This is a genomic window from Xanthobacter dioxanivorans, from assembly GCF_016807805.1.
GTDB classification, from domain to species: Bacteria; Pseudomonadota; Alphaproteobacteria; order Rhizobiales; family Xanthobacteraceae; genus Xanthobacter; species Xanthobacter dioxanivorans.
Map to the genome: position 1 here is coordinate 759591 of NZ_CP063362.1, position 25334 is coordinate 784924.

The window sequence follows — 25334 nt, forward strand, 5'->3', positions numbered from 1 at the left end:
GCGCAGGGACGCTCACCGCGCATCGGACGCGAAGGCCACCGCATCCTCCGCGGCGAAATCGAGAATGACGCGGGTGCCGGCCGGCCAGCGGCCGGGCGCGTCGTGGCCGGGGACGCGGACGGTGATCCGGCCTCCGCGGGCGGCGGGAACATCCACCAGCACGTCCACGTGCGAGCCCTGATAGACATGGGTCGCCACCGTGCCGGCAACGAGCCCCTCCCCCTCCGCGACACGCACCGCATCCGGGCGCACGAAGAGATCGACCGCGGCGCCGGGCGCCACGCCGTCCAGCGTCTGCGCCCCCACCTGCATCCGCCCGTCGGCCACCGCGACCGTGGCCACATCGCCCAGCCGGCGCTCCAGGCGCGCCGGCAGCACGTTCACGTCGCCCACGAAGGAGGCGACGAAGGGGTCCAGCGGCCGGCGGTAGATCTCGTCGGGCGTGCCCACCTGGCGGATGCGCCCGTCCGACATCACCGCGATGCGGTCGGACATGGAGAGCGCCTCGCTCTGGTCGTGGGTGACGAAGATGGTGGTGACGCCGAGCTTCCTCTGGATCTCCTTCAGCTCCACCTGCATGGCGCCGCGCAGATTCTTGTCCAGCGCCGAGAACGGCTCGTCCAGCAGCAGCACCTTGGGCCGGATCACCAGGGCGCGGGCCAGCGCCACCCGCTGCTGCTGGCCGCCGGAGAGCTGCCGGGGCTTCCTGTCGCCGAAGGCCGAAAGCTTCACCAGCGCCAGCGCCTCGGCCACCCGCGCCTCGATCTCGCGCCGGGGCACGCCGCGCATTCTGAGGCCGTAGCCCACGTTCTTCGCCACGCTCATGTGCGGGAACAGCGCGTAGTTCTGGAAGACGACGCCGATCTCGCGGTCATAGGGCGGCGTCTCGGTCATCAGCCGGCCGGAGATGAAGATCTCGCCGCCGTCGGTCTCCAGGAAGCCGGCGATGAGGTTGAGCAGGGTGGTCTTGCCGCAGCCGGAGGGGCCGAGCAGGGTCATGAACTCGCCCTCGGCGATCTTCAGCCACGCCTCGTGCAGCGCGGTCTGATCGCCGAAGCGCTTGGTGACGCCGTCGATCTGCACGCCCACCTTGCGGGCGGCGGGCGAGGGCACGGCGGGCACGGAGCCGGGCTCCGGCGGGTCGCGGCGTTCAGCGGGCATGCTCAACGTTCAGCACCTTTCCGAGGCCGAGGAAGGAGTTGGCGAGGATGAGCAGGCCCGCCGTCACCGCTATGTAGATGACGGAGAGCGCCGCGAGCGTCGGGTCGGCATATTCGCGGACATAATTGTACATGGCCACCGGCAGGGTCTGCGTCGCCTGGGCGGTGACGAACAGCGAGGCGGTGAACTCGTTGAAGGACAGGATGGCCGCGAACAGCCAGCCGGAGAACAGGCCCGGCAAGAGCAGCGGCAGCGTCACCGTCACCAGCGCCCGGCCCGGCCGCGCCCCGAGGCTGGCGGCGGCGAGCTCCAGCCGCGCGTCGAGGTTGCGCAGGGAGACATAGACCGAGCGCATCACGAAGGGCAGCACCAGCACCACGTGGCAGACGATGACGAGGGCGAAGGTGCGCGTGGCGTGGATCTGCGCGGCGAGGATGAGGAAGCCGAGGCCGATGGTGAAATGCGGGATCACCAGCGGCGAGGTCAGCATGGCCTCCAGCGCCGCCTTGCCGCGAAACGTGTAGCGATCGAGGGCGAAGGCGAAGCCGGCGCCCACGCACAGGGCGATGGTGGAGGCAAACGCGGTGATGACGAGGCCGTTGCGGAAGCCCTCGGAGAAGTCCCGGTAGGAGAAGGCGCGCTGGAACCAGCGCAGCGACCAGGCCTGCGGCGGGAAGGACAGGATGGCGCGGTCGTTGAACGCGGAGATGCCCACCACCACCGCCGGCAGGATGATGAAGGCGACGATGAGCGACACCACGCTCCAGCCGGCGACCTTCAGGAGGCGCTCGCCGATGCGCGCGGGGATGAGACGGCGTCGCATCAGTGGGCTCCGATCTTTTCCAGCGGGCGGATGGCCTGCTTCGCCATGGCGAGCACCGCGAAGGTGAGGGCAAGCCCGGTGATGGACAGGGACGCCGCGAAGGGGAAATTGAAGGAGGCAAATCCCAGCTGGTAGACCAGCGTCGAGATCATGCTCACCCGCCCGCCGCCGATCATCTGCGGCGTGGCGAAGGCCGAGAAGGTCCAGGCAAACGCGGTGGAGACCCCCGCCACCACGCCCGGCAGGGACAGGGGCAGCGTGACGGTGAGGAACGCCTTCACCGGGCCGGCGCCCAGCGAGATGGCCGCCTTCTCATAGTCCTGGTCGATGTGGGAGAGGGCGGCGGCGAGCATGATCACCATCACCGGCAGCGTCACGTGCACCAGGGCCACCACGACGCCGAAGGTGGTGAACATCATCTGCACCGGCCGCTCCACCAGGCCGAGGCCGACGAGGATGGAATTGATGAACCCGGTGTTCCCCAAGACGATGATCCACGAATAGGTGCGCACCACCTCGCCGAGGAACAGCGGCGTCACCGCGGTGATCAAGAGAAAGGACTTCAGGAAGGCATGGCGCGTGCGCACCAGCGCGAACGCCAGCGGATAGGCCACCACGAGGGTGATGAGGGCGGTGAGCAGGCAGATCCACACGGTCTGCGCGAACACCTGCGCATAGAGCGGGCGCAGCAGCGCCTCGAAATTGGCGAGGGTGAAGCCGCCGGGGTCGAGGGAGCCCGGCACGTAGGCGCGGAAGGCATATTGCAGGATCGCCGCCAGCGCCGCCGCCGAGGCGAGGGCCGCCAGCGTCGCCGGGGCGACGAAGAGGGCGAGGAAGGGGCGCTTGTTCATTCAGCTCGACCTGCCGGCTCATCGGGTGGCAAGAAACGGGAAAGCCAGAGACTGGAAGACAGAAAACAGGAGACAAGGGGAACAGGAGGGCCGGCGCGTCCCGGACCAGCGACGGCGGAGCCGAAGCGCCGAGCCGGGACCCAGTGAAAACCCCTGCGCAGCAGGCAAAAGCGCTGCGCGCCTTTGCAGGGTGAAGCGCCTTCGGCGGACTTTCGCGCTGGGCCCCGGCTCTCCTTCCGCTTCGCTTCAGTCGGCCGGGGCACGCGGCGCATCCGCTTCACCTCACGCTTCACTTGGCGCTTCACTTGGCGATCATGTTCTCCGAGAACCACTTGCGCCACTCGGCAGTCTTTTCCGCGCGGAGCTTGTGGTCGATGATGATGGTCTCCTTCTCCCACTGCTCGGCGGTGGTGAAGACGCCGGGCAGCTTCGCGGTCTCGGCGGAAACCTTGGCGCCGAGCACGGTAGGCGAGCCCTTCTTCAGCTCGGCGATCTGGCCCTGCACCTCGGGATCGAGCGCGGTGTTGATGAATTTCTGCGCCAGTTCCTGCTTCTTGGAGCCCTTCATGATCGCCATGGTGTCGATGCCGAGCACGCCGCCTTCCTTCGGGATCACCAGCTTGATCGGGACGCCCTGGCCGATCATGTAGTAGGCGTTCATGGACAGCATGATCTGCACCGGCGTCTCGCCGGTGGCGATGAGCTGCTGCGAGTTGGCATCGTTGGTGTAGAAGGCCTTGAAGTTCGGCTTCAGCGCCAGGAGCTTCTGCTCGCCCTTCTGCCAGTCCGCCGGCGAGCCGCCCGCCAGCAGCGCCGACACCGCGATGATGTGGCTCGGGTCGAAGTCAGGCGCCGCGAGCATGCCCTTCAGCTCCGGGTTCCACAGATCGGCCCAGGAGGAGAAGGTGATGGTCTTGGGCGTCAGGTCCGGCCGGTAGCCGATGGTGTAGACATAGGCCCAGGCGCCGATGTGATAGGGGCTCACCTTGGCCTGCGGCACCAGCCTGGCGGAGTTGGGGACCTTCGACAGGTCGAGCTCCTCGAACAGGCCGTCCGTGGCGTAGAGCCAGCCCACATGCGCCGTGGTGAAGGTGATGTCGCTCTCCGGCGAACCCTTGGCGAGCTTGGCCTTGTTCAGCCGGTCGATGGTGCCGCCGGTGATGTATTCCACCTCCACGCCGGTGTCGGCGGTGAACTTCTTGGCGATGGTCTCGGCGATGAGGTCGCGGAAGCTACCGCCCCACGTGCTCACCACCAGCTTCTCCGCGGCGCTCGCAGGGACACTCGCGGAACCCGCCGCGAGGGCGGCCAGCGCTACTCCGAGCGCAAGCAGTTTGCCTTTCATTCCTGTTCTCCTCTGGATCCGCCTTTGCGGCGGTTGATTATGCTGGCCACATCCGGCACGAGATCTTACGTAAGAATACGTAGAGACGCTCGACAATGAAACAGAAAAGTTGCGATTTTAAAGTATTTTAGAATAAAATTATCTTTTATTACTCTATTAAGCACAACCACTCCCCGCGCCGATGGCGGCGCGAGGATGAGAAGTCTGCGGCTTCACTGCCGCCATGCCCCGACTGGCCTGGAGCAGCGACCCGGCCGCGGAGCGGGTCCACCGGTCACGCCGGGGGATGACGGCGTGCGGAACGCGTCACGCACATGATGCGGCGTGCCGCAAAGATCGGCCCGGCGCACCACAGGCACCCGCCGCGCTCACGCCCGGTCGGCGGGGATCTCGGCGATGATGTCGATCTCCATCAGGTATTCCGGCTTGGCGAGGCCCTGGACGATCAGCCCGGTGGAGACCGGATAGACCCCCTTCAGCCACCGGCCGACGACCCGGTAGACCGGCTCGCGATAGGCCCGGTCGGTGATGTAGATGACGATCTTCACCACGTCCTCGAGCCTGGCTCCGGCCTCCTCCAGCAGCACCTTGGCGCAGGCCATGGCGTTCTCCGCCTGGGCTGCGGCATCGCCCACGCCGACGATGTTGCCGTCAAGGTCCATGGCGGTCTGGCCGCGCAGGTAGACGGTGTTGCCGGCGCGGACCGCCATGCACACGTCGTTGTCGAGCTTCTGCTCGGGATAGGCGTCCTTGGTGTTGAAGGCGCGGATGCGGATGTGTGTGGTCACGATGGACACCTTATGCGGCGGACAGGCGCCGGTAGGCGCGGTTGGCGTAGAGGAGCGGCTCGGCGTCGGATTCCACACCATGGACGGCGTGCACCTCGCCCACCACGATGCGGTGGGTGCCATAGGCATGGTGGGCGGCGAGCCGGCAGTCGAAGCTCATGAGCGCGCCGGCGAGCACGGGCGCGCCGCTGGCCGCCGCGTGCCATTCGGCCGATGCGAACTTGTCGTCGCGGAACCGCGGCACCTGGCCGGCGAAGGCATCCGCCACGAGGGACTGGTGGTGGGCGAGCACATTGGCCACGAACACGCCGTTCCGCTCGATCACCGCCAAGGCCGCGCTCTTCTCGTGGATGCACAGGATGACCGAGGGCGGCTCCATGCACAAAGAGGCGAGGGAGGAGACAGTGATCCCGGCCCGGCCGGCCGGCCCGTCGGTGGTGATCACCGCCACGCCGGCCGCCATGCGCCGCATGGCCTTGCGGAAGGCCGCCGCATCAAGCGGGGCAGGACCGTGCGGCCCGCTCATTTCAGCGACCCCTTGACCTTGTCGGACAGGCCCGCGGTCTTGCGCACGAAGTCCAGCGGCCCCTCGAAGTCGAAGCTCTTGTAGACCGCCGCCAGATGGTTGAAGTGCGGCGCCTGGGCGAACTGCACGAAGGCGAGGCGGTGGCCGGCGTAGTCGGAGGAGACGAGGTCGCGGGCGAAGGCGAGCAGCTTGCGCCGGTCCTCCGATTCCCAGTTGTCGTTGAGAGTGTAGAACTTCTTCAGCCAGTCCGATGTGCCCTCGGCCTCGAACGCCGCCACGTTGGGGGTGACGCAGATCTGGCCGCCGATCAGCTCGCGGGTGGCGTGCATCATGGCCGGAAGCTGCGAGCAGGCGAGCACCCGCCCGGCATAGAGGATGGACTGGTTGGGCATCAGCAGCCCCGCCGGGCTCTTCTCGGCCAGCGCGATGGAGGCGGTGAGGTGGGCGTTGATGCCCTCGCGGTAGACCGCGAGGTCCGCCAGCTTCTCCTGCACCGACTGCAGCTTGTCGAGGCCGGTCTGCTTGGCGTTCCACAGGGCCGCGCCGATCATCATGTCGGCCACGTAGAGCAGGCGCAGCACATAAGGATAGGCCGAGTAGCGGTGCAGGGTGCCGCGCACGAACTGGGCCGCCCTGGTGTAGCGGTAGAAGAAGACGTCCTCCCAGGGGATGAGCACGTCGTCGAACACCACCAGCGTGTCCACCTCGTCATAGCGGTTGGCGAGGGGATAGTCGGCCGGGCTGGTCTTGCCGGCGAAGCCCGAGCGGCAGATGTGCTTCACGCCGGGCGCGCCCATCTTCACGATGCAGCCGAGCGCGTAGTCGCTCTCCGTCTCGTCGGTCCAGGCACCCACGGTGGGCTTGAGATAGGCCTGGTCCGCATAGGCGGCGGCGGTCTCGTACTTGGCGCCGCGGATGATGATGCCGGCGTCCGTCTCCCGGGTGACGTGCACCATCATGTCCGGGTCGCGCTCGGAGATGTGGCGGGAGCGGTCGCCCTTGGGGTCGGTGTTGGCGGAGACGTGGAAGGGGTCTTCCTCCACCACGCGGCGGATGTGGTTGTCGATGTTGGCGGCGAAGCGCGGATCGATGGCGGCGAGCATGTCGCGCCCGTCCTGCAGCGACCACATCTCGCCGATGGTCTCGTCGCCGACGCGGGTGACCACGCCGCCCACGTCCTTCAGCAGGATGTCCACGCCCTTGCGCTTGGCGTGCCAGTGGGCTTCCTCCGTGGGCGGCTGGTGGAAGACGGAATGCACCGCATTCTCTTCCACATAGGTCAGATCGGCGGCGGTGGCCTCCGCATGGTGGAGGTCGTACATGCGCGCCTTGATGTCGACGATGGGCTTGAAGGCCGCGTGGGTGGTGACATCCTTCACCCGCTCGCCGTCGATCCAGATCTCGCGCCCGTCGCGCAGGCCCTCCTTGTAGGCGGCACCGGTCCTGATCATCGCGCGGCTGCTCCCGAATTGGCCATGCCTAGGATTGATGCAGAGTGTGGGGCCGCGCTTCGGATCGATAAAATATTTTCTCTCTGGCGAAAAGATCGGCTTTTCTGATCCATATCAATGCGCCACACTGCCCCCTCACCGGAGCCCCGCCACGTGGTCGAGACCGCCCCCTCCCCGCCTTTGGAAAAATGCCGCGCGGTCAGCGCGTTGCCGCTAGCGGAGGCCGGGCCGCGATGAATGTCTCGCTGCGCGCGCTGCGCTACGTGGTGGCTGCGGCCGATTGCGGCAACGTGACGGAGGCGGCGCGCCAGCTCAACGTGTCCCAGCCCTCCATCTCGGCCGCCATCGCCCAGACCGAGGCGGATCTCGGCCTGCCGCTGTTCATCCGCCACCACGCGCGCGGCATCTCGCCGACCTCGGCCGGGCAGCGCTACGTGAACGAGGCGCGGCACCTGCTCGCCCATGCCCGCGACTTCGCCCAGACGGCGGAAGGCCTCGGCGACAGCCTGCGCGGGGAGATCTCGCTGGGCTGCTTCCTCACCATCGCCCCGCGCTTCATGCCGGCGCTGCTGGCGCGGTTCGCGCAGGCGCAGCCCGGCATCACCATCAAGCTTGAGGAAGGCGACCAGCGCGAGATCATCGACGGCATCCTGTCCGGCCGGCTGGAGCTTGCCGTCTCCTATGGCTACGCGGTGCCGGAGGAGCTTTCGGGCGAGATCCTCATCGACCTGCCGCCCCTGCTCGTGGTCGCCGCCGACCATCCCCTCGCCCGGAAAAGCGAGGTCTCGCTGAAGGACGTGGCCGACGAGCCCTTCCTGCTCTACGACCTGCCACACACGCGCGACTACTTCTTCTCCCTGTTCGACGCCTGCGGCATCACTCCGCGCATCGCCTACCGCTCGCGTTCCTACGAGCTGATCCGGGGCCTCGTGGGCCAGAAGCGCGGCTACACCCTGCACAACGCCTCGCCGCGCACCACCATGGCCTATGACGGCAGCCGGGTCGCCGTGCGCCCGCTGAAGGAACGCCTGGCGCCGGTGCGGGTCATGCGCCTGTCGCTGCGCCGCCAGCCCATGCGCCCGGCGGTGGAGGTATTCGCCCGCTTCCTGTCCGATGCCTTCTCCCCCGGCGGCATGTTCGCCCCCGGTTCCATCGCGCCGGACAGGGAATAGGAACGGGCCCCGCCGCCGCCCGCGAAAAAAAAACCGGCGCGAAAATGTCGGGGCCGGACGAGCCTGCCGTCCTTGGGAGCATGGCGGCAGCAGCGGCCCCTGCAGATCGAAGGAGACCGACCATGCGCGTGATGGTGATCGTGAAGGCCACGGCCGACAGCGAAGCGGGCCTGATGCCCTCGGCGGACCTCATGGAGGCGATGGGCCGGTTCAACGAAGAGCTGGCCAATGCCGGCATCATTCTGGCCGGCGACGGCCTCAAGCCGTCGGCGCAGGGCAAGCGCGTGGCCTTCGACGGGCCGGGCCGCATCGTCATGGACGGCCCCTTCGCCGAGACCAAGGAGCTGATCGCCGGCTACTGGCTGTGGGAGGTCAAGGACATGGAGGAAGCCGTCGCCTGGGTGAAGCGCTGCCCCAACCCCATGCCCGGCCCGAGCGAGATCGAGATCCGCCCCCTCTACGAGATGGCCGACTTCGGCGACGCGGTCACCCCGGAATCCCTCGCCCCGCACGAGCGGGCGCGCGCCAGGCTGGCGCGCGCCCGGATGGCGGAACGGTGAGGCAGGCGAAGGCGGCTTCCCCCGCCGCCTCCGCCCTTCAATAGCCGCGCCGCGGATCCACCCGGTTGAGCACCGGCTCGCCGGCCTCCAGCCGGCGGATGTTCTCGGCGATCTGGGGGGCGGCGGTCCTGGGGATGGCGATGGAGGCAAGGTGCGGCGTCACCAGCACGTTGTCCATGCCCCAGAGCGGGCTTTCGGGCGGCAGGGGCTCCACCTCGAACACGTCGAGGGTGGCCTCGGAAATCTGCCCGGAGCGCAGCGCCGCGATCAGCGCCGCCTCGTCCACCACCGCCCCGCGCGCCACATTGATGAACTTGGCGCCCCTGGGCAGCAGCGCCAGCCGCTCGGCGTTCAGCAGGCCCCGCGTCTCGCCGGTGAGCGGCAGCATCACCACCAGGATCTCGGTTCCGGAGAGGAAGCCCGGCAACGCCTCCATGCCGTGGACGCAGGTGACGCCCTCTAGGGTCTTTTCCGTGCGCGACCAGCCGTGCACGTCGAAGCCCTGGTGGGCCAGTTCCACCGCCGCCGCCGCGCCGAGCTCGCCGAGGCCGAGCACGCCCACCTTGATCTCGTCGGCGACGCGCGGATGCACATAATGCCAGCGCCCCTGCCGCTGCGCCCGCTCGAAGGTGGGAATCTCGCGGGCGTGGCGCAGCACGCAGAACAGCACGAAGGAGGCCATCATCCGCCCCATGTGGGGGTCCGACAGGCGGGTGATGCGCACGTCCGGCAGGTCGTCCCGCGCCACCAGCGCATCCACCCCGGCGCCGAGATTGATGACCAGAGCGAGGTTGGGGAAGCGGGCGAAGAAGCCGTGCGGCGGCTTCCAGACGAGGGCGTAGCGCACCTCGTCCGGATCGCCCTCCACCGCCCCGTCCTCCGGCCGCGCGATGCGCACGTCGAGGCCGGGATGGGCGGCCTCAAGCGCGGCCTTCCATTCCTCGCCGATGTCGACGGCGCTGTAGAACACCAGTGCTCCGGTGGCTTGCCCGCTCACTTTCCGCCCTCCGCCCACTCGGCGGCGAGCCGGGCCGCCGCGCTGATGGCGAGTTCGTAGCCGAGCGCGCCCAGTCCCGCCACGATCCCGGTGGCCGCCTTGGACACGTAGGAATGGTGCCGGAACGGCTCGCGCTTGTAGATGTTGCTCATGTGGGTCTCGATGATCGGCCCGTCGAAGGCGAGGAGCGCGTCGAGGATGGCGATGGAGGTATAGGTCAGCCCCGCCGCGTTGATGACGACGGCATCCGCCGCCCCCCGCGCCTCCTGGATCCAGTCCACGATCTCGCCTTCGTGATTCGACTGGCGGAAGTCGAGGCTCACCCCGAGCGAGGCGGCATGCGCGAGGCAGCGCTCGCGGATGGCCGGAAAGCTCTCGCGCCCATAGGTGCCGGAGGGGTCGAGGCCATAGAGGTTGGCGTTGGGGCCGTTCAGAAAGAAGAGCGTGAGGGGCACGGTTGTTGTCCGCTGTGTGGGGGCCGGCCGAGTGTCGGCGCGCCGGGGGAGCCCCGCCAATCGAAAGTTGGGATCACGCGCATCGGCTTTTCCGATCCCCGTCGGCGGACCGGGGAACCATGGCGTGATCGTGGCGTTGTGGGGCGGCAAGATCAACTCGCGGTTGGACGGCATCATGTCACCTTTCGGCCTCGTGCAGCGGACCGACGACGCTGCGCGCTGCGTTCTCCTGGTGGAGGACGACGCGCTCGTGCGGATGGTGACGGCGGAAGAACTGCGCGCCGCCGGCCTCACCGTCATCGAGGCCGCCTCGGCGGCGGAAGCCTACGAGGCCATCGTCGCCGGCCTCGCGGTGGACGTGGTGTTCACCGACGTGCGGACCGAGGGCGACCTGGACGGCTACGAATTTGCCCGTCGCCTGCGGTCGGAGCATCCGCGCCTGCCCGTGATCATCACCTCGGGCCACATGGACGGCGCGGTGGCGGGCCTGGTGGCGCCGTTCCTCGCCAAGCCGTACCGGATCGAGATGGTTCTCCAGCTCATCCAGGCGCAGCTCGCGGCCGACGGCGGGCCCTAGAGTCCACACGTCCTGGCGGTTCCACCGGAGTGGTTCCACCGCTGAACACGAGAAGAGATCGTTCTGCCGGTCCGGTCGCCCCGCGATCCGGCCCGCCTGTGCCGTAGCGCGTCAGCCCTCTCGCCCGGAGCCGCACACCATGTCCGAGACCTCCGCCCCTCCCGCCGCCATCCTCATCGTCGACGCCGATATCCTCGTGCGCCACGTGATCGCCGACTACCTGCGCGGCTGCGGCTACACGGTGCTCGAGGCAACGAACGGGCGGGAAGCGCAGATCATCCTGGAGGTGGAGGCGGAGCGCGTCGAGGTGGTGCTCGCCGACGCCGACGCCACGGGCGAGCGGGACGGCTTCGGCCTCGCCCGCTGGCTGCGGGAGGCCTACCCGGCCATCGACGTGGTCCTCGCCGGCAGCCCGGCCATGGCCGCCGCCCATGCCACCGACCTGTGCGAAGACGGACCGGCGGTGGACAAGCCCTACCAGCCGCAGCAGGTGATGGACCGGATCAAGTGGCTGATGGCCCAGCGCGCCCGCCGGACCTGACCCCGGCGCCGGCGCGAACCGCCGCGGCCTCGCTCACCCGCCGGGGCGCGCGGCAGAAGCGGTCATTTCAGCATGTAGCGCACGCCGAAGCGGACCTGGTGGGCCGCGGCGTCGTCGACGGCGAGCCCGCCCGCATAGGCCGGCGCGCCGAGATCCACATAGCGATAGCCGAGGTCGAGGCTCACGTCGGAGTTGAGCGCATAGGACACGCCCGCGCCCACCGACCAGGCGAACTGCCAGTCGTTGCCGGCCGGGCGCAGGGCCGCCGGCGCGTCGAGCCTGTCGATGGCGAAGCCGGCCCCGGCGCTGAGATAGGGGGTGAAGCCGGAGAGGTTCACCACATCCCAGTACAGGCTCGCCAGCGCCACGGTGGCGCTGGATCCCAATTGCACCAGGCCGCGCTGGGCGGAGCCGAGGGCGAGATAGTCGATGCTCCCCTCGGCCCGCAGGAAGCTGGTGACCCGGTAGCCGACGCCGGCGCCCGCGGACCAGCCGGAGCCGGACAGGTTGAGCCCGGTGGGCAGGCCACCATAGGAAACCGCAGCTCCGGTGGCCGCCACATAACCCGCATCCGCGCGCAGATACCATCCGCTGGGCGCCGCGTCCGACACGTCGGGGGGCGCGAGGGAGAAGTCGCCCGGCCGGCCGAGCTTGGCCAGCATCTCGTCGGTGTCGGGATCGGCCGCACGCGCCGTGCCGGAAGGCGCGAGCAGCATCTGGATCGATAGCAGCGCAGCGGTCCCTGCCGGCAACAGCTGCCGGAGCCGACGCGAACACCTGCCTGAAATCGAACGCAACATCGCATAACCCGCGTCAAGATCCGCCATGACGCGGACCCTCGCACGGGAAGATTTAAGGCCTGATTAACCCTGACGACCGGTTAAGCGCAGGCCCTGCAATGGCTTGGCCGCTCGCGGCCTCAGGCCGCGACCCGCTGGAGCGCGCCGACCACCTCGTCCACCACGTCCTCCACGAGGTCGCGGTCGTCGCCCTCGCCCATCACCCGGATCACCGATTCGGTCCCCGAGGGGCGGATGAGCAGGCGGCCGTGGTTCGCCAGCCGCCGCTCGGCGTCGGCGATGGCGGTCTTCACCGCCTCGTTCTCCAGCGGCGCGCCGTCGCGGTAGCGCACGTTCTTGAGGATCTGCGGCAGCGGATCGAAGCGGTGGCAGACCTCCGACACCGGCCGGTCCCGCCGTGCCACCACCGCCAGCACCTGGAGCGCCGCCACAAGGCCGTCGCCGGTGGTGGAATAGTCGGACAGGATGATGTGGCCGGACTGCTCGCCGCCCACATTGTAGCCGTCCGCCCGCATGCGCTCGAGCACATAGCGGTCGCCCACGGCGGTGCGGGCCATGGTGATGCCCTCCCCCAACAGATGCCGCTCCAGGCCCAGGTTGGACATGACGGTGGCCACCAGCCCGTCGCGGGCAAGGCGGCCGTCCTCCTTGAAGCTCTCGGCCACCACGGCCATGAGCTGGTCGCCGTCCACCGTGTGGCCCTTCTCGTCCACGATCATCACCCGGTCGGCGTCGCCGTCCAGCGCGATGCCGATGTCGGCGCGCACCTCCCGCACCTTGGCGGATAAGGCGGCGGGCGAGGTGGAGCCCACGTCGCGGTTGATGTTCATGCCGTCCGGCTCGACGCCGATGGCGATGACCTCGGCCCCCAGCTCCCACAGGGCCTCCGGCGCCACGCGGTAGCCGGCGCCGTGGGCGCAGTCCACCACCACGCGGATGCCCTCGAACGACTGGTTCCGCGGCAGGGTGCGCTTGGCATATTCGATGTAGCGGGCGTGCACGCCCTCCAGCCGCCGGGCGCGGCCGATCTCGGCCGGCTTGGCGAGGCGCTTGGCGAGGTCCTCGTCGATCAGGTCCTCGATCTCCCGCTCGACCTCGTCGGAGAGCTTGAAGCCGTCCGGCCCGAACAGCTTGATGCCGTTGTCGTCGAACGGATTGTGGGAGGCGGAGATCATCACCCCGAGGTCGGCGCGCATGGAGCGCGTCAGCATGCCCACCGCCGGCGTCGGCATGGGGCCGAGCAGCAGCACGTCCATGCCCACGGAGGTGAAGCCGGCCACCAGCGCGTTCTCGATCATGTAGCCGGACAGGCGCGTGTCCTTGCCGATGACCACCCGGTGGCGATACTCGCCCCGCTGGAACACCAGCCCCGCCGCCATGCCGACCCGAAGCGCGAGATCCGCGGTGAGCGTCGCATTGGCCCGCCCGCGCACGCCGTCCGTTCCGAAATATCTGCGCGACATGATCCTCAAATCCTGCTCGTCGAAGACACCGCTTCCGCCGTGGCCTTTAGCACCCCGCCGGCGGGCGCGCGATCACGTCGCGTGACGGCGCCGACACGCCAACGGGGCGGGCGCCTAGCCGGCAGGCGCATGCTCACAAGGGAATAGCTCAAATCGCGACGCCGCTTGCAAGTGCGGAAGAGCCCGGAAGGAGCCCGACGGACCGATTTACCGGCGGCAGGGTTAAAGCGGCCGGCATCCGGCCTGCCATGCCGGAACCCGCTCCGGCATGGCAGGCCGGTTCCCCCTCCGGGCCGCCTCGACCCCGCCTGGTGCGGCTCCAGCGGGAATTGCGCGCCGGTGCGCGGCGGTGGTACCGGTTTTCGACCCGTTTCGCAGGAGCTCGCCCGTGCCGTCCACTTCCCTTGACGTCCTTGCCATCGGCAATGCCATCGTCGACGTCCTCTCCCGCTCGGAGGAGGATTTCCTGGCCGCGAACGGCATGGCCAAGGGCGGCATGGCCCTCATCGACGAAGCGCGGGCCGAGGCGGTCTACACCGCCATGGGCCCGGGCACCGAGGCCTCCGGCGGCTCGGCCGCCAATACGGCGGCCGGCGTCGCCTCCCTCGGCGGCAAGGCCGGTTTCATCGGCAAGGTGAAGGCGGATGGCCTCGGCACCGTGTTCGGCCACGACATCCGCGCCGCCGGTGTCGCCTACGCCACCCCGGCGGCGCAGGACGGCCCCGCCACCGCCCGCTGCCTGATCCTGGTGACGCCCGACGGCGAGCGCACCATGAACACCTATCTCGGCGCGGCGCAGAACCTTGTGCCCGCCGACATCGACGCCGCCTTGGTGGAAAGCGCCGCCGTGACCTATCTGGAAGGCTATCTGTGGGATCCGCCGCCGGCCAAGGAAGCCTTCCTGGCCGCCGCCGTCCTCGCCCACGGCGCCGGGCGCAAGGTGGCCCTGTCGCTCTCCGACGCCTTCTGCGTGGACCGCTATCGCGGCGAGTTCATCGACCTCATCCGCGAGGGCACGGTGGACCTCGTGTTCTGCAACGAAGGCGAGCTGAAATCCCTTTATGAGACCGCCGACTTCGACGCCGCCCTCGTGGCCCTGCGCCGCGATGCCAAGGAGGCCGTGGTGACGCGCTCCGAGAAGGGCGCCTCCTTCGTGACCCCCGGCGCCGTGGTGAGCGTGCCGGCGCATGCGGTGGAGCGGGTGGTGGATACCACCGGCGCCGGCGACCTGTTCGCCGCCGGCTTCCTCACCGGCTACACGCGCGGGCTCGACCCGGCCACGTCCCTGCGCCTCGGCGCGCTGGCGGCGGGCGAGATCATCGGCCAGATGGGGGCGCGGCCGCAGCGGCCGCTCATCGACCTCGCCCGTGAGGCCGGCCTCATCTCGTGAGCGCGGGTCTTCCCGAAACCGCGGCGGCGGAGGCCTCCACACGGGCCCTCGCCGCCATCGATGCGCGCACCCCCGTGCTGATGGTGCTGGGCGGGGCGGGCACGGGCAAGACCACGTTTCTGCACGAGCTGCGCAAGACGCCGCGGGGGCGACAGGTGTTCCTCGCCCCCACCGGCGTCGCGGCGCTGCAGGTGGGCGGGCAGACCATCCATTCCTTCTTCGGCATCCCGCCGCGGCTGATGAACCCCGACGAGGTGAAGCCGCGGGTGCAGGTGCGCCGGCTGCTCAAGAAGCTCGACCGGGTGGTGATCGACGAGATCTCCATGGTCCGCGCCGACCTCATGGACGCCATCGACATCTCGCTGCGCATCGCCCGCGACAATTCCGAGCCGTTCGGCGGGGTGCAGATGGTGCTGGTGGGGGATTTCCTCCAGCTGCCCCCGGTGGTGCCCCTTGCCGAGCAGGAGATGCTCGGCCGCATGGGCTACGAGGGACCGTTCGCCTTCAACGCCAAGGCGCTGGAGGGGCGCGAGGTGACCGGCGTGCCGTTCACCCACGTGCACCGCCAGACCGACCGCGCCTTCATCGCCATGCTGGACGCGCTGCGGCGCGGACGCGGCGCGCGCGAGGCGGCGGAGGCGCTCAACGCCGCCTGCGTGCGACCCCACCGCGAGGGCGCGCAGCCGGTGCTGCTCACCCCCACCAATTCCCGCGCCGACGCCTACAACGCCCGGGGCCTCGCCGCCCTGCCGGACGAGGGGCGCGCGTTCGGCGGCCAGCTCAAGGGGGAGTTCGGGCTGGAGGGCGACCGCCTGCCGGTGGCCGAGAACCTGGTGCTGAAGCGCGGCGCCCGCGTCATGGCCTTGCGCAACGATCCGGCGCGGCGCTGGGTCAACGGCTCGGTGGGCACGGTGGTGGGCCTCGGCGCCCATTCCGCCGTGGTGCGGCTGGATTCCGGCCCCACGGTGGAGATCGACGCCTTCACCTGGGAACGCATCCGCTACGGCTGGGACGAGCCGGGCGGCCGCATCGAGGCGCAGGTGGTGGGCACCTACACCCAGCTGCCTCTGGCCCCCGCCTGGGCGCTGACCATGCACAAGGCGCAGGGCCTGACCCTCGACGACGTCCGCATCGACTTCGCCGACGGCGCCTTCGCCCCGGGACAGGCCTACGTGGCCCTGTCGCGGGCGCGCTCGCTGGAGGGCCTCTCGCTGGTGCGGGCGATCACCGGGCGGGATGTGCGGGTGGACCGGCGGGTGGCGGGATATATGGAGTGGTTCGAGCAGGGGTAAGGGGTGTTCGTCACTCTCCGCGTGGAGACCGCCCCACGCGGGGCGGCCGCCAGGCCCGAGACCTCGACCCTGACACCTCCGCCCCTACACCTCGGCCATGGCCCGCGTGCTCCAGGCGGCCTCAAGGGGCGGCGGCGTCCCGCCCCGCCCACCGCGCCCGCATGTAGTCCACCGCGAACGGCGCCATCTGCCCGGTGATGTCCGCCTCGGACTGCACCACCGCCACATCGGCGAGTTCCGGCCGCTCCTCCCGCGCCAGGAAGGCGCGGATGCGCGCCGCCAGCGCATCGGCCGGCGCGTCGAAGACCAGCCGGCCCGGAAGCGCCACCCGCGGCCCCTCGAAAATCCCGGTGAAGCCGGCGTCGCGAGCGATGTCGGCGGGCGAGAGGCCGGTCTCCTCCAGAAGCTCCCGCAGCATGGAAGCGTGCAGGTCCACCCGGCCGTCAGGCGTGATGTCGGAAGGGTCCGGCGTGCCGCCTGGGAAATAGGTGCGCCCGGCGGAAGCCGTGTGCGGCCCCATCACGCCCAGCACGAAGCCGCCGTCCGATCCCTCGATGGCGGCCAGGGCGAAGGCGTTGACGAGGCCCTGGTCGCGCCAGCCAGTGTCCCGCCAGAAGGTGAAGGCGGCGAAATCCGTCTGCCGGAAGCGGCCGGAAAGGCTGCCGCCGTGGAATGCGTAGTCGCGCAGGAGCAGGACCGGGCCGTTCCACAGATGCGGATTGCCGGCGGCGCGCCGGGCGAAATGGGCTTCGATCTCGGCGCGCCGCGGCGCCATCTCCGGCCATCCGCCCGGCTCGAAAACGAGATCCAGGTGATGGACCGGCGCGATGCGCCGATCCACGGGCCAGGAGATGCCCCAGCCGACACCCCAGCCGCCATCCGTCACGCCGCGGCGTCCGCCAGGGTCGGATAGTCCACATAGCCCTTGGCGCCGCCGCCATAGAGCGTGTCGCGATCGACCTCGTTGAGCGGCGCGCCCCGGCGCAGGCGCTCAACCAGGTCCGGATTGGAGATGAACGGCTTGCCGAAGGCGACGAGGTCCGCCTTGCCCTCGCCCACCGCCCTCTGCGCGAGGTCGAGGTCGTAGCCGTTGTTCACCATCCACGGGCCGGAGAAGCGCTTGCGCAGCTCCTCGAAGGAGAAGTCCGGCGCCACGTCGCGCGGGCCGCCGGTCGCGCCCTCCACCACGTGGATATAGAGCAGGTGCCGCTTCTCCAGCTCTTCCACCACATGGTTGAACAGCGCCTGCGGGTTGCTGTCGGAAACGCCGTTGGCCGGGGAAACCGGCGACAGGCGCAGGCCGGTGCGGCCGGCTCCGATCTCGGCGGTGATGGCGTCCACCACCTCCAGCAGGAAGCGCGCGCGGTTCTCGATGGAGCCGCCATATTGGTCGGTGCGGGTGTTGGAGCCGTCCTTGAGGAACTGGTCGATGAGGTAGCCGTTGGCGCCGTGGATCTCCACCCCGTCGAAGCCGGCCTTGATGGCGTTGGCGGCGGCGCGGCGATAGTCGGCGACGATGCCGGGGATCTCGGAAAGCTCCAGCGCGCGCGGCTGCGAGGTCTCGGCGAAGCCGTTGTTCACGTAGGTCTTGGTGTTGGCCACGATGGCCGAGGGCGCCACCGGCGCACCGCCGTTCGGCTGCAGGGAGACGTGGGAGACACGGCCCACGTGCCAGAGCTGGATGACGATGTGCCCGCCCTTGGCGTGGACCGCGTCGGTGACCTTTTTCCAGCCTTCCACCTGGGCGTCGGTATAGATGCCGGGCGTGTCCTGGTAGCCCTGGCCCTGCTGGGAAATCTGCGAGGCCTCGGTGATGAGCAGGCCGGCCTCGGCGCGCAGGCCGTAATATTTCGCGGCCAGCGGGCTGGGGACGAAGCCCTCGCCGGCACGGTTGCGGGTGAGGGGTGCCATGACGACGCGGTTGGGAAGCGTCATGGCGCCGAGGCGGAACGGGTCGAACAGTGACGGCGAGGTCTCGCTCATGGGGGATCCCTTCGGGAAGGCCGCGGCGGTACCCCGCCCGGCAGTGTGCAATGCAGCGGACATAGGCACGATCCCGCCATCGCCAAGTCCGCGGCGGGCCCAAAATGTCCCGATACCACGGCGCCGACGCTGAGTTCTCTCAATTCCACATATTGACGCGGCTCAGATGTGGAGCACGCCCTCGGCGACCACCACCGCCCCGCCGCCGATGGTGGCGCCCTGCACCTGCCCGCCCTTCACCGTGAAGCCGAGATCGATGCGGCTCGGCCGGCCCATCTCGAAGCCCTGGTCGATGCGCACCTTGTGGTGGCCGTCCACCCGGTTCTCGGCGTCGAGCAGCACCCAGGGAAAGGCGGCGGCGGCGGCACCGGTGGCGGGGTCCTCCTCGGTGCCGAGGCCGGGGGAGAACATGCGGGCGCGGAAGTCGGCGTCGCCCTCCTCGTCCAGGGTATAGAGGTAGAGGGCCTCGCCGAAACCGCCCAGGGAGGCGATGAAGGCGGCCTCGTCCGGCCGGGCGCGAGCCAAAGCCGTGAGGTTGGCGAGCGGCACGAACAAAAACGGCACGCCGGCATTGGCCACCAGCGGCCGGTGGGCGTCGAAGCCGATGTCGCTCTCGTCGAGGCTCAGCGCCTCGGCGCAGGCGGCGCGGGAGATGTCCACGCTCTCCAGCTCGCCCTTGCGCGGCGCGGTGAACACCGCCGCCCCCTTGCGCGGGCCGGCGCCCTTGTCCGCGGGCTGGGTCGCCACCTCGCAGGTGATGGTGCCGATGGTCTCCTCGATCCTCAAGGTGCCCTTGGCGAGCTTGTCCTCCAGCGCCAGCAGCACCGCCGCGCCCACCGTGGGATGGCCGGCGAACGGCATCTCGTGGGCCACGGTGAAGATGCGGATGCGCGCGCGGTTGGCCGGATTCTTCGGCGGCAGCACGAACACCGTCTCGGAGACGTTGAACTCGCGGGTGATCTGCTGCATCGCCGCGTCGTCGAGGCCCTGGGCATCGAGCACGACGGCGAGCGGATTGCCCCCGAAGGGGCGGGAGGTGAACACGTCCAGGGTGACGTACCGGCGCGGCATGCAATCAGGTCTCGACGCTTGACGAAAGAGGACCCCGCGCCCCCGCGCACGGCTCCTTACATGGAAGCTGCCACAATTTTGCCTCAGATCACCGAGGCCGGAAAGAGCCGAGACGGGGTCACGAACTCCTCCTGGGCCTCCACCAGCAGCAATTCCCGAGACTGTGCTTTTTCGGTCCGCGCCAGCACCCCGTAAATGGAGGATGCCGCCGCGGAAATCGCCGCGCGCGTCGATCCGGTGCGCAGCACGTGGAAGAAGAAGAGGGCGGCGATGGCGTCGCCCGCCCCGTTCAGCGCCACGTCGAGCCGCGGCGTGCGCACCAGGAAGCGCCCGTCGGGACCCGAGGCGAGGAGGTCGATGCTGTCGGGCGGGGTCTCGCGCACATGCAGGCTGGTGACGAGGATCACCGCCGGTCCCGCCCGGTGCAGGAGGTCGCAAGCGGCGACCGCCTCCTCGAGGGTCGCGACGCTGCGCCCGGAGAGCAGCTCCAGCTCGAACTGGTTGGGGGTGATCACGTCCGCCGCCGGCACCGCGCGCTCGCGCATGAATTCGGGGATGCCCGGCCGCACGAAGATGCCGCGGCCCACGTCGCCGATCACCGGATCGCAGCAATAGGTGGCGTTGGCGTTCGCGCCCTTCACCCGCTCCACCGCGTCGAGGATGGCGGCGCCGATGTCGGCCGAGCCCATGTAGCCGGAGAGCACCCCGTCGCAGCGCGACAGCACGCCGCGCTCGGCGATGCCCTCCACCAGGTCGCCGATGGCGCCGGCCTCGAACACCTGCCCGCGCCAGGCGCCGTAGCCGGTGTGGTTGGAGAACTGCACCGTGTGGATCGGCCACACCTCCACCCCGAGCCGCTGCAGCGGGAAGACGGCGGAGGCGTTGCCCACATGCCCGTAGGCCACGTGGGACTGGATGGAGAGGAGGTTCATGGGACGGGTCCGCTGCGATCGGGGGCGCCGTGCGGTGGCGGCCAAGCGCCGGTTACTCCGCCGGCGCGCCCTGCTCAAATGGAATCTGTTGATCCCGGCCATGCATCGCCCTGATGTTTCGGCGAGAAACAGCAAGTGACCCGAGCCGGTGCCCCTGCGCTCTGGCCAAGGCGGGGGCGCCGGCCTATGCCGGGCCGGCCCCGTCCATCGTCCGAGCCCGCCCGTGCCCGCATCCCCATCACCCGCCGCCTTCGCCGCAGCGCCCTCCATGCGCCCCGCATCACGCGGGGCGGCCGGCCGCATGGCGCGGGTGCTTCTCCTCGCATTCCTGCCTTGCATCCTCCTGCCAGGCGCCTTCTTGCTAGGCACCTTCTTGCCGGGCGCCGCCGTGGCCGGGCCGGCGGGGCCGGCCTGCTATGCCCCGGCCGCCCTCGCGGCGCGGCCCGGCGAGGAGATCGTGCGCCCGCGCACGGGCGGGGCGGCCCAGCTGCCCGACATCCCCCTCGCCGCGCCCGCGCCGGTGCCGGCCGGGCTGCGTGGCTCCATCCGGCGGGTGGACCTGCCGGCCGGCGTGAAGCTGGTGGCCCTCACCTTCGACCTGTGCGAGGCCTCCGGCGAGACCTCCGGCTATGACGGGGCGATCGTGGACTTCCTGCGGGCGGAAGCCATCCCCGCCACCTTCTTCGCCGGCGGCAAGTGGATGATGAGCCACCCCGAGCGGGGTGACCAGCTCACCGCCGACCCGCAGTTCGAGATGGGCAACCACACCTGGTCCCACGCCAACCTCACCGTGCGCACCGGGGAAGCCATGCGCCGGCAGGTGGACGACGCCGACGTCGCCCTGGCGCTGCGCCGCCGCGATGTGGAGGCCAAGGGCTGCATGGTGCCGAAGCCCGCGCCCTCCGGCGCCATGTTCCGCTTTCCCTACGGCTCGTGCAGCGCCGAATCCCTGAACTACGTCAACGACACGGGGCACCTCGCCATCCAGTGGGACGTGGATTCGGGTGATCCGGCCTTCATCGGCGCCAGGGGCATGGCCGACGACATGCTGCGCTCCATCCGCCCCGGCTCCATCGTGCTCATGCACGCCAACGGGCGCGGCAAGCATACGGCGGAGGCGCTGAAGATCCTCGTCCCCGCCTTGCGCGCGAAGGGCTACCGATTCGCCACCGTGGGCCAGCTGCTGGCGGAGGGACGGCCGGTGATCGCGCCCACCTGCTATTCGCTCAAGCCCGGCGACACCCGCGTCTATGACGAGGCGGCGCGCACCGGCAAGCGCATCCTGCCGGTGCAGTAGGCGCAGCGGCGCGCCGCCGTTGCGCCGGCGCCGCGGCTTGCGCATGGTGGGCGCCCCCTGCCCCGAACTTGCCGAGCGTTCCGCAATGAGTCTCCTTTTCGCCCGCGACCTCGCCGCCGACATCCAGGCCGGGCGCACCACGCCCCGCGCCGTGATGGAGCAGGTCGCCGCCGCCATCGCGGACCGCGAAGGCGAGGTGCACGCCTTCGCCGCCCTCGACCTCGACGCGGCGTTCGAGGCGACCGGACTGGAGGGGCTCGCCGCCCGCCCCCTCGCCGGCCTGCCGGTGGGGATCAAGGACATCCTGGACACGCGGGACCTTCCCACCGCCTATGGCAGCCCCATCTATGCCGGCCACCGCCCGCGCACCGACGCCCCGGCCGTGGGCATGGTGCGCCGGGCCGGCGGCATCGTCGCGGGCAAGACGGTGACCACCGAGTTCGCCTTCCTGCAGCCCAGCGCCACGCGCAATCCGCGCCGCCTCACCCACACGCCGGGGGGCTCCTCGGCCGGATCGGCGGCGGCGGTGGCGGCGGGGATGCTGCCCGTGGCGCTGGGCACCCAGACCGCCGGCTCGGTGATCCGCCCCGCCGCCTTCTGCGGGGTGACCGGCTACAAGCCCACCTTCCGCCTGCTGCCGACGCTGGGCATGAAGACCTTTTCCTGGCATCTGGACACCGTCGGCCTGTTCGCCGCCCGGGTGCGCGACGCGGCCTTCGCCGCCGCCGCCATCAGCGGGCGCGATCTCGACATCGGCGCGACGCTGGCCGAGCGCCCCCGCCTCGCCATCGTGCGCACCGCCCGCGCCGGCGCCGCCTCGCCCGAGGCCCACGCGGCGCTGGAGACGGCCGCCCGCGCCGCCGAGGCCATGGGCGCCCGCATCTTCGACCTGGACCTGCCGGAGGAGCTGGAGGCGGCGGATGCCGCCCAGCCCACCATCCAGGATTTCGAGGCGGCGCTGGCCTTCGCCGACGAGCTCGATTTCGACCGCGCCCACCTCTCGCCCCTGTTCGCCGCGCATCTCGACGCGGCCCGGGCCATCCCGCCGGACACCTACGACCTCGCCCGGCGCACGGCGAAGCGGGCGCGCCAGAAGCTGGGCGACCTGTTCGGCGAGGTGGACGCCCTCCTCACCTTCTCCGCCCCCGGCCCGGCACCGGAGGGCTTTGCCACCACCGGATCGGCCATGTTCAACCGGCTGTGGACGCTGCTGGGCTGCCCCGCCATCAACGTCGCCGGCCTCAACGCGGCCGACGGCATGCCCGTGGGCGTGCAGGTGGTGGGCCGTTTCGGCCGCGACCGGCAGGCGCTGGCGGTGGGAAATCTGGTGGAAACCGCCATCTCGCGCTGAAATACATAATTTCAAAAGATTAGGCGTGCGTCGCAGCGTTGCCGTAACGCCCTGAGCCGAGAGTGATCACAGCAAATCCAGTCATGCACTGCAACAGACTGGCTCTGCGGCGCAGCACAACTTCCATCTTCCGGTATCCTGAGAGTTTGCTAAGGTTGATTGCGAGATCGACAGTGCGAGGAAACAGGTGACATTCGGCCATCTGCTCACCGTGATCGAGACCTGTGCCGCTTTTGCCTTCATCGGCGCGGTGCTGGTCGGCATGGTTTGACGCATCCGGCATTCACCGCCCGCCGGACCGAAGAACACAACAAAGTGTGGCCCGGTCGATCCGCGACGCCGGGGAGGTTCTCCTCCCCGGCGTCTCCGTTTCAGGCAGGCCTGTCGACACCACGCCGGTTTCAGGCGGGGCGTCACAATCGCCCCGCCACCGCGTGACGCCCGCATGACAAATACGCGCGGCATGCCGTCCCGGCAGCGGACGTCGGCGGTTGCCCGATCGTCACACGCCTGTTGCGCGCCGCCCTTATGGGGTTTGGGACGCGCAACGGAGCGACCCGATGCTGGTGATCGAGGGCCTCACCCGTCGCTTCGGCGACAAGGAGGCGGTGTCCCATGTCGATCTTGAGATCGGCGAGGGCGCCTTCATCGGCGTCATCGGCCGATCCGGCGCCGGCAAGTCCACGCTCCTGCGCATGATCAATCGCCTGCAGGATCCCTCCGCCGGGCGCATCCTCTACAACGGCCGCGACGTGACGGCGCTGAAGGGCCGGGCCCTGCGCGAATGGCGCGCCGAGGCGGCCATGATCTTCCAGCAGTTCAACCTGGTGGGGCGGCTCGACGTGCTCACCAACGTGCTCATGGGCCGCCTCGCCACCGTGCCGGCATGGCGCGCGCTGACCAAGAGCTGGCGCCCGGAGGACCGGGCCATCGCCCTCTCCGCCCTCGACCAGTTCGACATCGCCCCGCTCGCCGCCCAGCGCGCCGACAGCCTCTCCGGCGGCCAGCAGCAGCGCGTGGCCATCGCCCGCGCGCTCGCCCAGGAGCCGGCGCTGATCCTCGCCGACGAACCCATCGCCTCCCTCGACCCGCGCAACACCAAGATCGTCATGGATGCGCTTTTGCGCATCAACAAGCATTTCGGCATCACCGTGCTGTGCAACCTGCACTCCCTCGACCTCGCCCGGACCTATTGCGACCGCCTCGTCGGCATGGCGCAGGGCCGCGTGGTGTTCGACGGCGCGCCGCAGGCCCTCACCGAGCAGGTGGCCCACGACCTCTACGGCCTGGAGGCCGGCGAGGTGATGGACATGCCCGCGGCGGCAAAGCCCGCCTTCGGCTCGGCCATCCCCGAGGGCGCGGCGCTGGCCTGAAGGCCCGCGCGGCATCACGGCCCGCGATCGGCCGGCCGAACCCGTTCGTCTGCGTTTGAAGAACCGTCCGACAGGAGCCCAAGACATGCTGAACCGTCGCACCCTGATCGCGGCCGCCGCCGCGCTGGCCGTCTCTGCCGGCGGCGCCGCCGCGCAGGACTGGAAGGCGAAATATCCCGAGCTGACCTTCGCCATCATCCCGGCGGAGAACGCCTCGGGCGTGACCGAGCGCTTCGCCCCGCTCATGGACTATCTCTCCAAGCAGCTCGGCACCAAGGTGACCCTGCGCATCGCCAACGACTACGCGGCGGTGATCGAGGGCCAGCGCGCCGGCAACATCCACATCGCCTCCTACGGGCCGTCCTCCTTCGCCCGCGCCCTGATGACCGGCGCCAAGATCGAGGCTTTCGCCATCGAGGTGAACGCCGACGGCACCAAGGGCTATCACTCGGTGCTCTACGTGAAGGCCGACAGCCCCTACAAGTCCATCGAGGACCTGAAGGGCAAGAACCTGTGCCTGGTGGACCCCAACTCCACCTCCGGCAACAACGTGCCGCGCTTCTCCATGAACAAGATGGGCATCAAGCCGGACGAATACTTCGGCAAGGTGGTCTATGCCGGATCGCACGAGAACGCGGTCATCGCCGTGCAGCAGGGCACCTGCGACGCCGCCTTCAACTGGTGGAACGACGCGCAGGAATCCGCCCTGAAGCGCATGGAGCGCAAGGGGATGGCGAAGTACGACGACTATCGCATCGTCTTCAAGTCCGACCAGATCGTGAACTCGCCCTACGCCTATCTCGCCGACCTGCCGGCGGACCTGAAGGCGAAGATCCGCGATGCCTTCTTCTCCATCGAGAAGAACGACAAGACCGCATTCGACAAGATCTACGAAGGCAAGAGCCAGCTCTGGCAGCCGGTGGACAACGAATCCTACGTCGGCATCATCGAGCTGAATAAGTTCGTGGACGAGCTGCGCAAGAAGAAGTCCTGAGCTTCCTGCCATACGTCTCCCTCTCCCCTTGCGGCAGAGGGCCGGGGTGAGGGGTTGTCTCCATTTGCTCGGCTTGCCGAGGGGAAGGCAGCCTTCCCCCTCACCCCCAACCCCTCTCCCGCAAGGGGAGAGGGGAGACCC

Annotated in this window: 26 protein-coding genes; 10 read left to right on the plus strand and 16 right to left on the minus strand. The window is 69.7% G+C overall.

The features are described from left to right. Positions 1-12 precede the first annotated feature (12 nt). From EZH22_RS03580 to EZH22_RS03610, 7 genes are all read right to left on the minus strand, one after another. Positions 13-1161 carry an ABC transporter ATP-binding protein gene (locus EZH22_RS03580; protein WP_231711284.1) on the minus strand — a complete coding sequence of 383 codons (1149 nt, stop codon included), beginning with the start codon at positions 1159-1161 and terminating at the stop codon, positions 13-15. Further along, positions 1151-1984: an ABC transporter permease gene (locus EZH22_RS03585; RefSeq protein WP_203194407.1), complete on the minus strand. Its 834-nt coding sequence runs from the start codon at positions 1982-1984 to the stop codon at positions 1151-1153. The genes EZH22_RS03580 and EZH22_RS03585 overlap by 11 nt, the downstream gene beginning before the upstream one ends. Continuing rightward, positions 1984-2835 carry an ABC transporter permease gene (locus tag EZH22_RS03590; RefSeq protein ID WP_203194408.1) on the minus strand — a complete coding sequence of 284 codons (852 nt, stop codon included), beginning with the start codon at positions 2833-2835 and terminating at the stop codon, positions 1984-1986. The genes EZH22_RS03585 and EZH22_RS03590 overlap by 1 nt, the downstream gene beginning before the upstream one ends. 301 nt (positions 2836-3136) lie before the next feature. Beyond that, positions 3137-4180, minus strand: a complete 1044-nt coding sequence (locus tag EZH22_RS03595) for an ABC transporter substrate-binding protein (RefSeq protein WP_203194409.1) — start codon at positions 4178-4180, stop codon at positions 3137-3139. 368 nt (positions 4181-4548) lie between these two features. After that, a complete protein-coding gene (locus tag EZH22_RS03600; RefSeq protein ID WP_203194410.1) occupies positions 4549-4968 on the minus strand; it encodes a RidA family protein in 420 nt (139 codons plus the stop codon). 10 nt (positions 4969-4978) lie between these two features. Further along, on the minus strand, positions 4979-5494 hold the full coding sequence (locus EZH22_RS03605; RefSeq protein ID WP_203194411.1) for a flavin reductase family protein: 516 nt from the start codon (positions 5492-5494) through the stop codon (positions 4979-4981). After that, positions 5491-6945: a 4-hydroxyphenylacetate 3-hydroxylase family protein gene (locus tag EZH22_RS03610; RefSeq protein WP_203194412.1), complete on the minus strand. Its 1455-nt coding sequence runs from the start codon at positions 6943-6945 to the stop codon at positions 5491-5493. Before EZH22_RS03610 ends, EZH22_RS03605 begins: the two co-directional genes overlap by 4 nt. 233 nt (positions 6946-7178) lie before the next feature. Between EZH22_RS03610 and EZH22_RS03615 the strand changes: the two genes are divergently transcribed. Together EZH22_RS03615 and EZH22_RS03620 are read left to right on the plus strand one after the other, a co-directional pair. Next, positions 7179-8117, plus strand: coding sequence for a LysR family transcriptional regulator (locus EZH22_RS03615; protein WP_203194413.1), 939 nt, complete (start codon positions 7179-7181; stop codon positions 8115-8117). Positions 8118-8239: 122 nt separating this feature from the next. After that, positions 8240-8677: a YciI family protein gene (locus EZH22_RS03620; RefSeq protein ID WP_203194414.1), complete on the plus strand. Its 438-nt coding sequence runs from the start codon at positions 8240-8242 to the stop codon at positions 8675-8677. 37 nt (positions 8678-8714) lie between these two features. Here EZH22_RS03620 and EZH22_RS03625 read toward each other — a convergent pair whose 3' ends face one another. Together EZH22_RS03625 and EZH22_RS03630 are read right to left on the minus strand one after the other, a co-directional pair. Then, positions 8715-9674 carry a 2-hydroxyacid dehydrogenase gene (locus tag EZH22_RS03625; RefSeq protein WP_203194415.1) on the minus strand — a complete coding sequence of 320 codons (960 nt, stop codon included), beginning with the start codon at positions 9672-9674 and terminating at the stop codon, positions 8715-8717. Continuing rightward, positions 9671-10129 carry a type II 3-dehydroquinate dehydratase gene (locus tag EZH22_RS03630; RefSeq protein ID WP_203194416.1) on the minus strand — a complete coding sequence of 153 codons (459 nt, stop codon included), beginning with the start codon at positions 10127-10129 and terminating at the stop codon, positions 9671-9673. The genes EZH22_RS03625 and EZH22_RS03630 overlap by 4 nt, the downstream gene beginning before the upstream one ends. A gap of 124 nt (positions 10130-10253) precedes the next feature. Between EZH22_RS03630 and EZH22_RS03635 the strand changes: the two genes are divergently transcribed. Continuing rightward, positions 10254-10706, plus strand: coding sequence for a response regulator (locus EZH22_RS03635; protein ID WP_203194417.1), 453 nt, complete (start codon positions 10254-10256; stop codon positions 10704-10706). A 139-nt stretch (positions 10707-10845) separates the two neighbouring features. Beyond that, positions 10846-11247 carry a response regulator gene (locus EZH22_RS03640; RefSeq protein WP_203194418.1) on the plus strand — a complete coding sequence of 134 codons (402 nt, stop codon included), beginning with the start codon at positions 10846-10848 and terminating at the stop codon, positions 11245-11247. Between the two features lie 62 nt (positions 11248-11309). Here the strand turns inward: EZH22_RS03640 and EZH22_RS03645 are convergent, their stop codons facing one another. Further along, positions 11310-11963 (minus strand): outer membrane protein, encoded by a 654-nt coding sequence (locus EZH22_RS03645; protein WP_203194419.1) that lies wholly within the window; start codon positions 11961-11963, stop codon positions 11310-11312. Positions 11964-12166: 203 nt separating this feature from the next. Continuing rightward, positions 12167-13510, minus strand: coding sequence for a phosphoglucosamine mutase (gene glmM / locus EZH22_RS03650; RefSeq protein ID WP_203194420.1), 1344 nt, complete (start codon positions 13508-13510; stop codon positions 12167-12169). 388 nt (positions 13511-13898) lie between these two features. Between glmM and EZH22_RS03655 the strand changes: the two genes are divergently transcribed. Then, positions 13899-14900: an adenosine kinase gene (locus EZH22_RS03655; RefSeq protein WP_231711285.1), complete on the plus strand. Its 1002-nt coding sequence runs from the start codon at positions 13899-13901 to the stop codon at positions 14898-14900. Then, complete coding sequence (locus EZH22_RS03660) at positions 14897-16192, plus strand: ATP-dependent DNA helicase (RefSeq protein WP_231711286.1); 1296 nt, start codon at positions 14897-14899, stop codon at positions 16190-16192. Before EZH22_RS03655 ends, EZH22_RS03660 begins: the two co-directional genes overlap by 4 nt. 121 nt (positions 16193-16313) lie before the next feature. On the opposite strand, the gene EZH22_RS03665 is transcribed toward EZH22_RS03660, so the two are convergent. From EZH22_RS03665 to pdxY, 4 genes are all read right to left on the minus strand, one after another. Further along, positions 16314-17078, minus strand: a complete 765-nt coding sequence (locus tag EZH22_RS03665; protein ID WP_203194422.1) for an NUDIX hydrolase — start codon at positions 17076-17078, stop codon at positions 16314-16316. Then, positions 17075-18175, minus strand: coding sequence for an alkene reductase (locus EZH22_RS03670; RefSeq protein WP_203194423.1), 1101 nt, complete (start codon positions 18173-18175; stop codon positions 17075-17077). The genes EZH22_RS03665 and EZH22_RS03670 overlap by 4 nt, the downstream gene beginning before the upstream one ends. Before the next feature lie 162 nt (positions 18176-18337). Further along, positions 18338-19246: a PhzF family phenazine biosynthesis protein gene (locus tag EZH22_RS03675; RefSeq protein ID WP_203194424.1), complete on the minus strand. Its 909-nt coding sequence runs from the start codon at positions 19244-19246 to the stop codon at positions 18338-18340. An 83-nt stretch (positions 19247-19329) separates the two neighbouring features. After that, entirely contained in the window at positions 19330-20178 is an 849-nt protein-coding gene (gene pdxY / locus EZH22_RS03680; protein ID WP_203194425.1) for a pyridoxal kinase PdxY, read from the minus strand. Positions 20179-20401: 223 nt separating this feature from the next. On the opposite strand from pdxY, the gene EZH22_RS03685 reads away from it, so the two are divergent. Beyond that, positions 20402-21475 carry a polysaccharide deacetylase family protein gene (locus tag EZH22_RS03685; RefSeq protein ID WP_203194426.1) on the plus strand — a complete coding sequence of 358 codons (1074 nt, stop codon included), beginning with the start codon at positions 20402-20404 and terminating at the stop codon, positions 21473-21475. Positions 21476-21560: 85 nt separating this feature from the next. Then, positions 21561-22826: an amidase gene (locus EZH22_RS03690; RefSeq protein ID WP_203194427.1), complete on the plus strand. Its 1266-nt coding sequence runs from the start codon at positions 21561-21563 to the stop codon at positions 22824-22826. Between the two features lie 19 nt (positions 22827-22845). Here EZH22_RS03690 and EZH22_RS03695 read toward each other — a convergent pair whose 3' ends face one another. Beyond that, a complete protein-coding gene (locus EZH22_RS03695; protein ID WP_203194428.1) occupies positions 22846-23109 on the minus strand; it encodes a hypothetical protein in 264 nt (87 codons plus the stop codon). Between the two features lie 277 nt (positions 23110-23386). On the opposite strand from EZH22_RS03695, the gene phnC reads away from it, so the two are divergent. Together phnC and phnD are read left to right on the plus strand one after the other, a co-directional pair. Continuing rightward, complete coding sequence (phnC, locus tag EZH22_RS03700) at positions 23387-24199, plus strand: phosphonate ABC transporter ATP-binding protein (RefSeq protein WP_203194429.1); 813 nt, start codon at positions 23387-23389, stop codon at positions 24197-24199. A gap of 85 nt (positions 24200-24284) precedes the next feature. Further along, positions 24285-25193, plus strand: a complete 909-nt coding sequence (gene phnD / locus EZH22_RS03705) for a phosphonate ABC transporter substrate-binding protein (protein WP_203194430.1) — start codon at positions 24285-24287, stop codon at positions 25191-25193. The last annotated feature ends 141 nt before the right edge of the window (positions 25194-25334 follow it).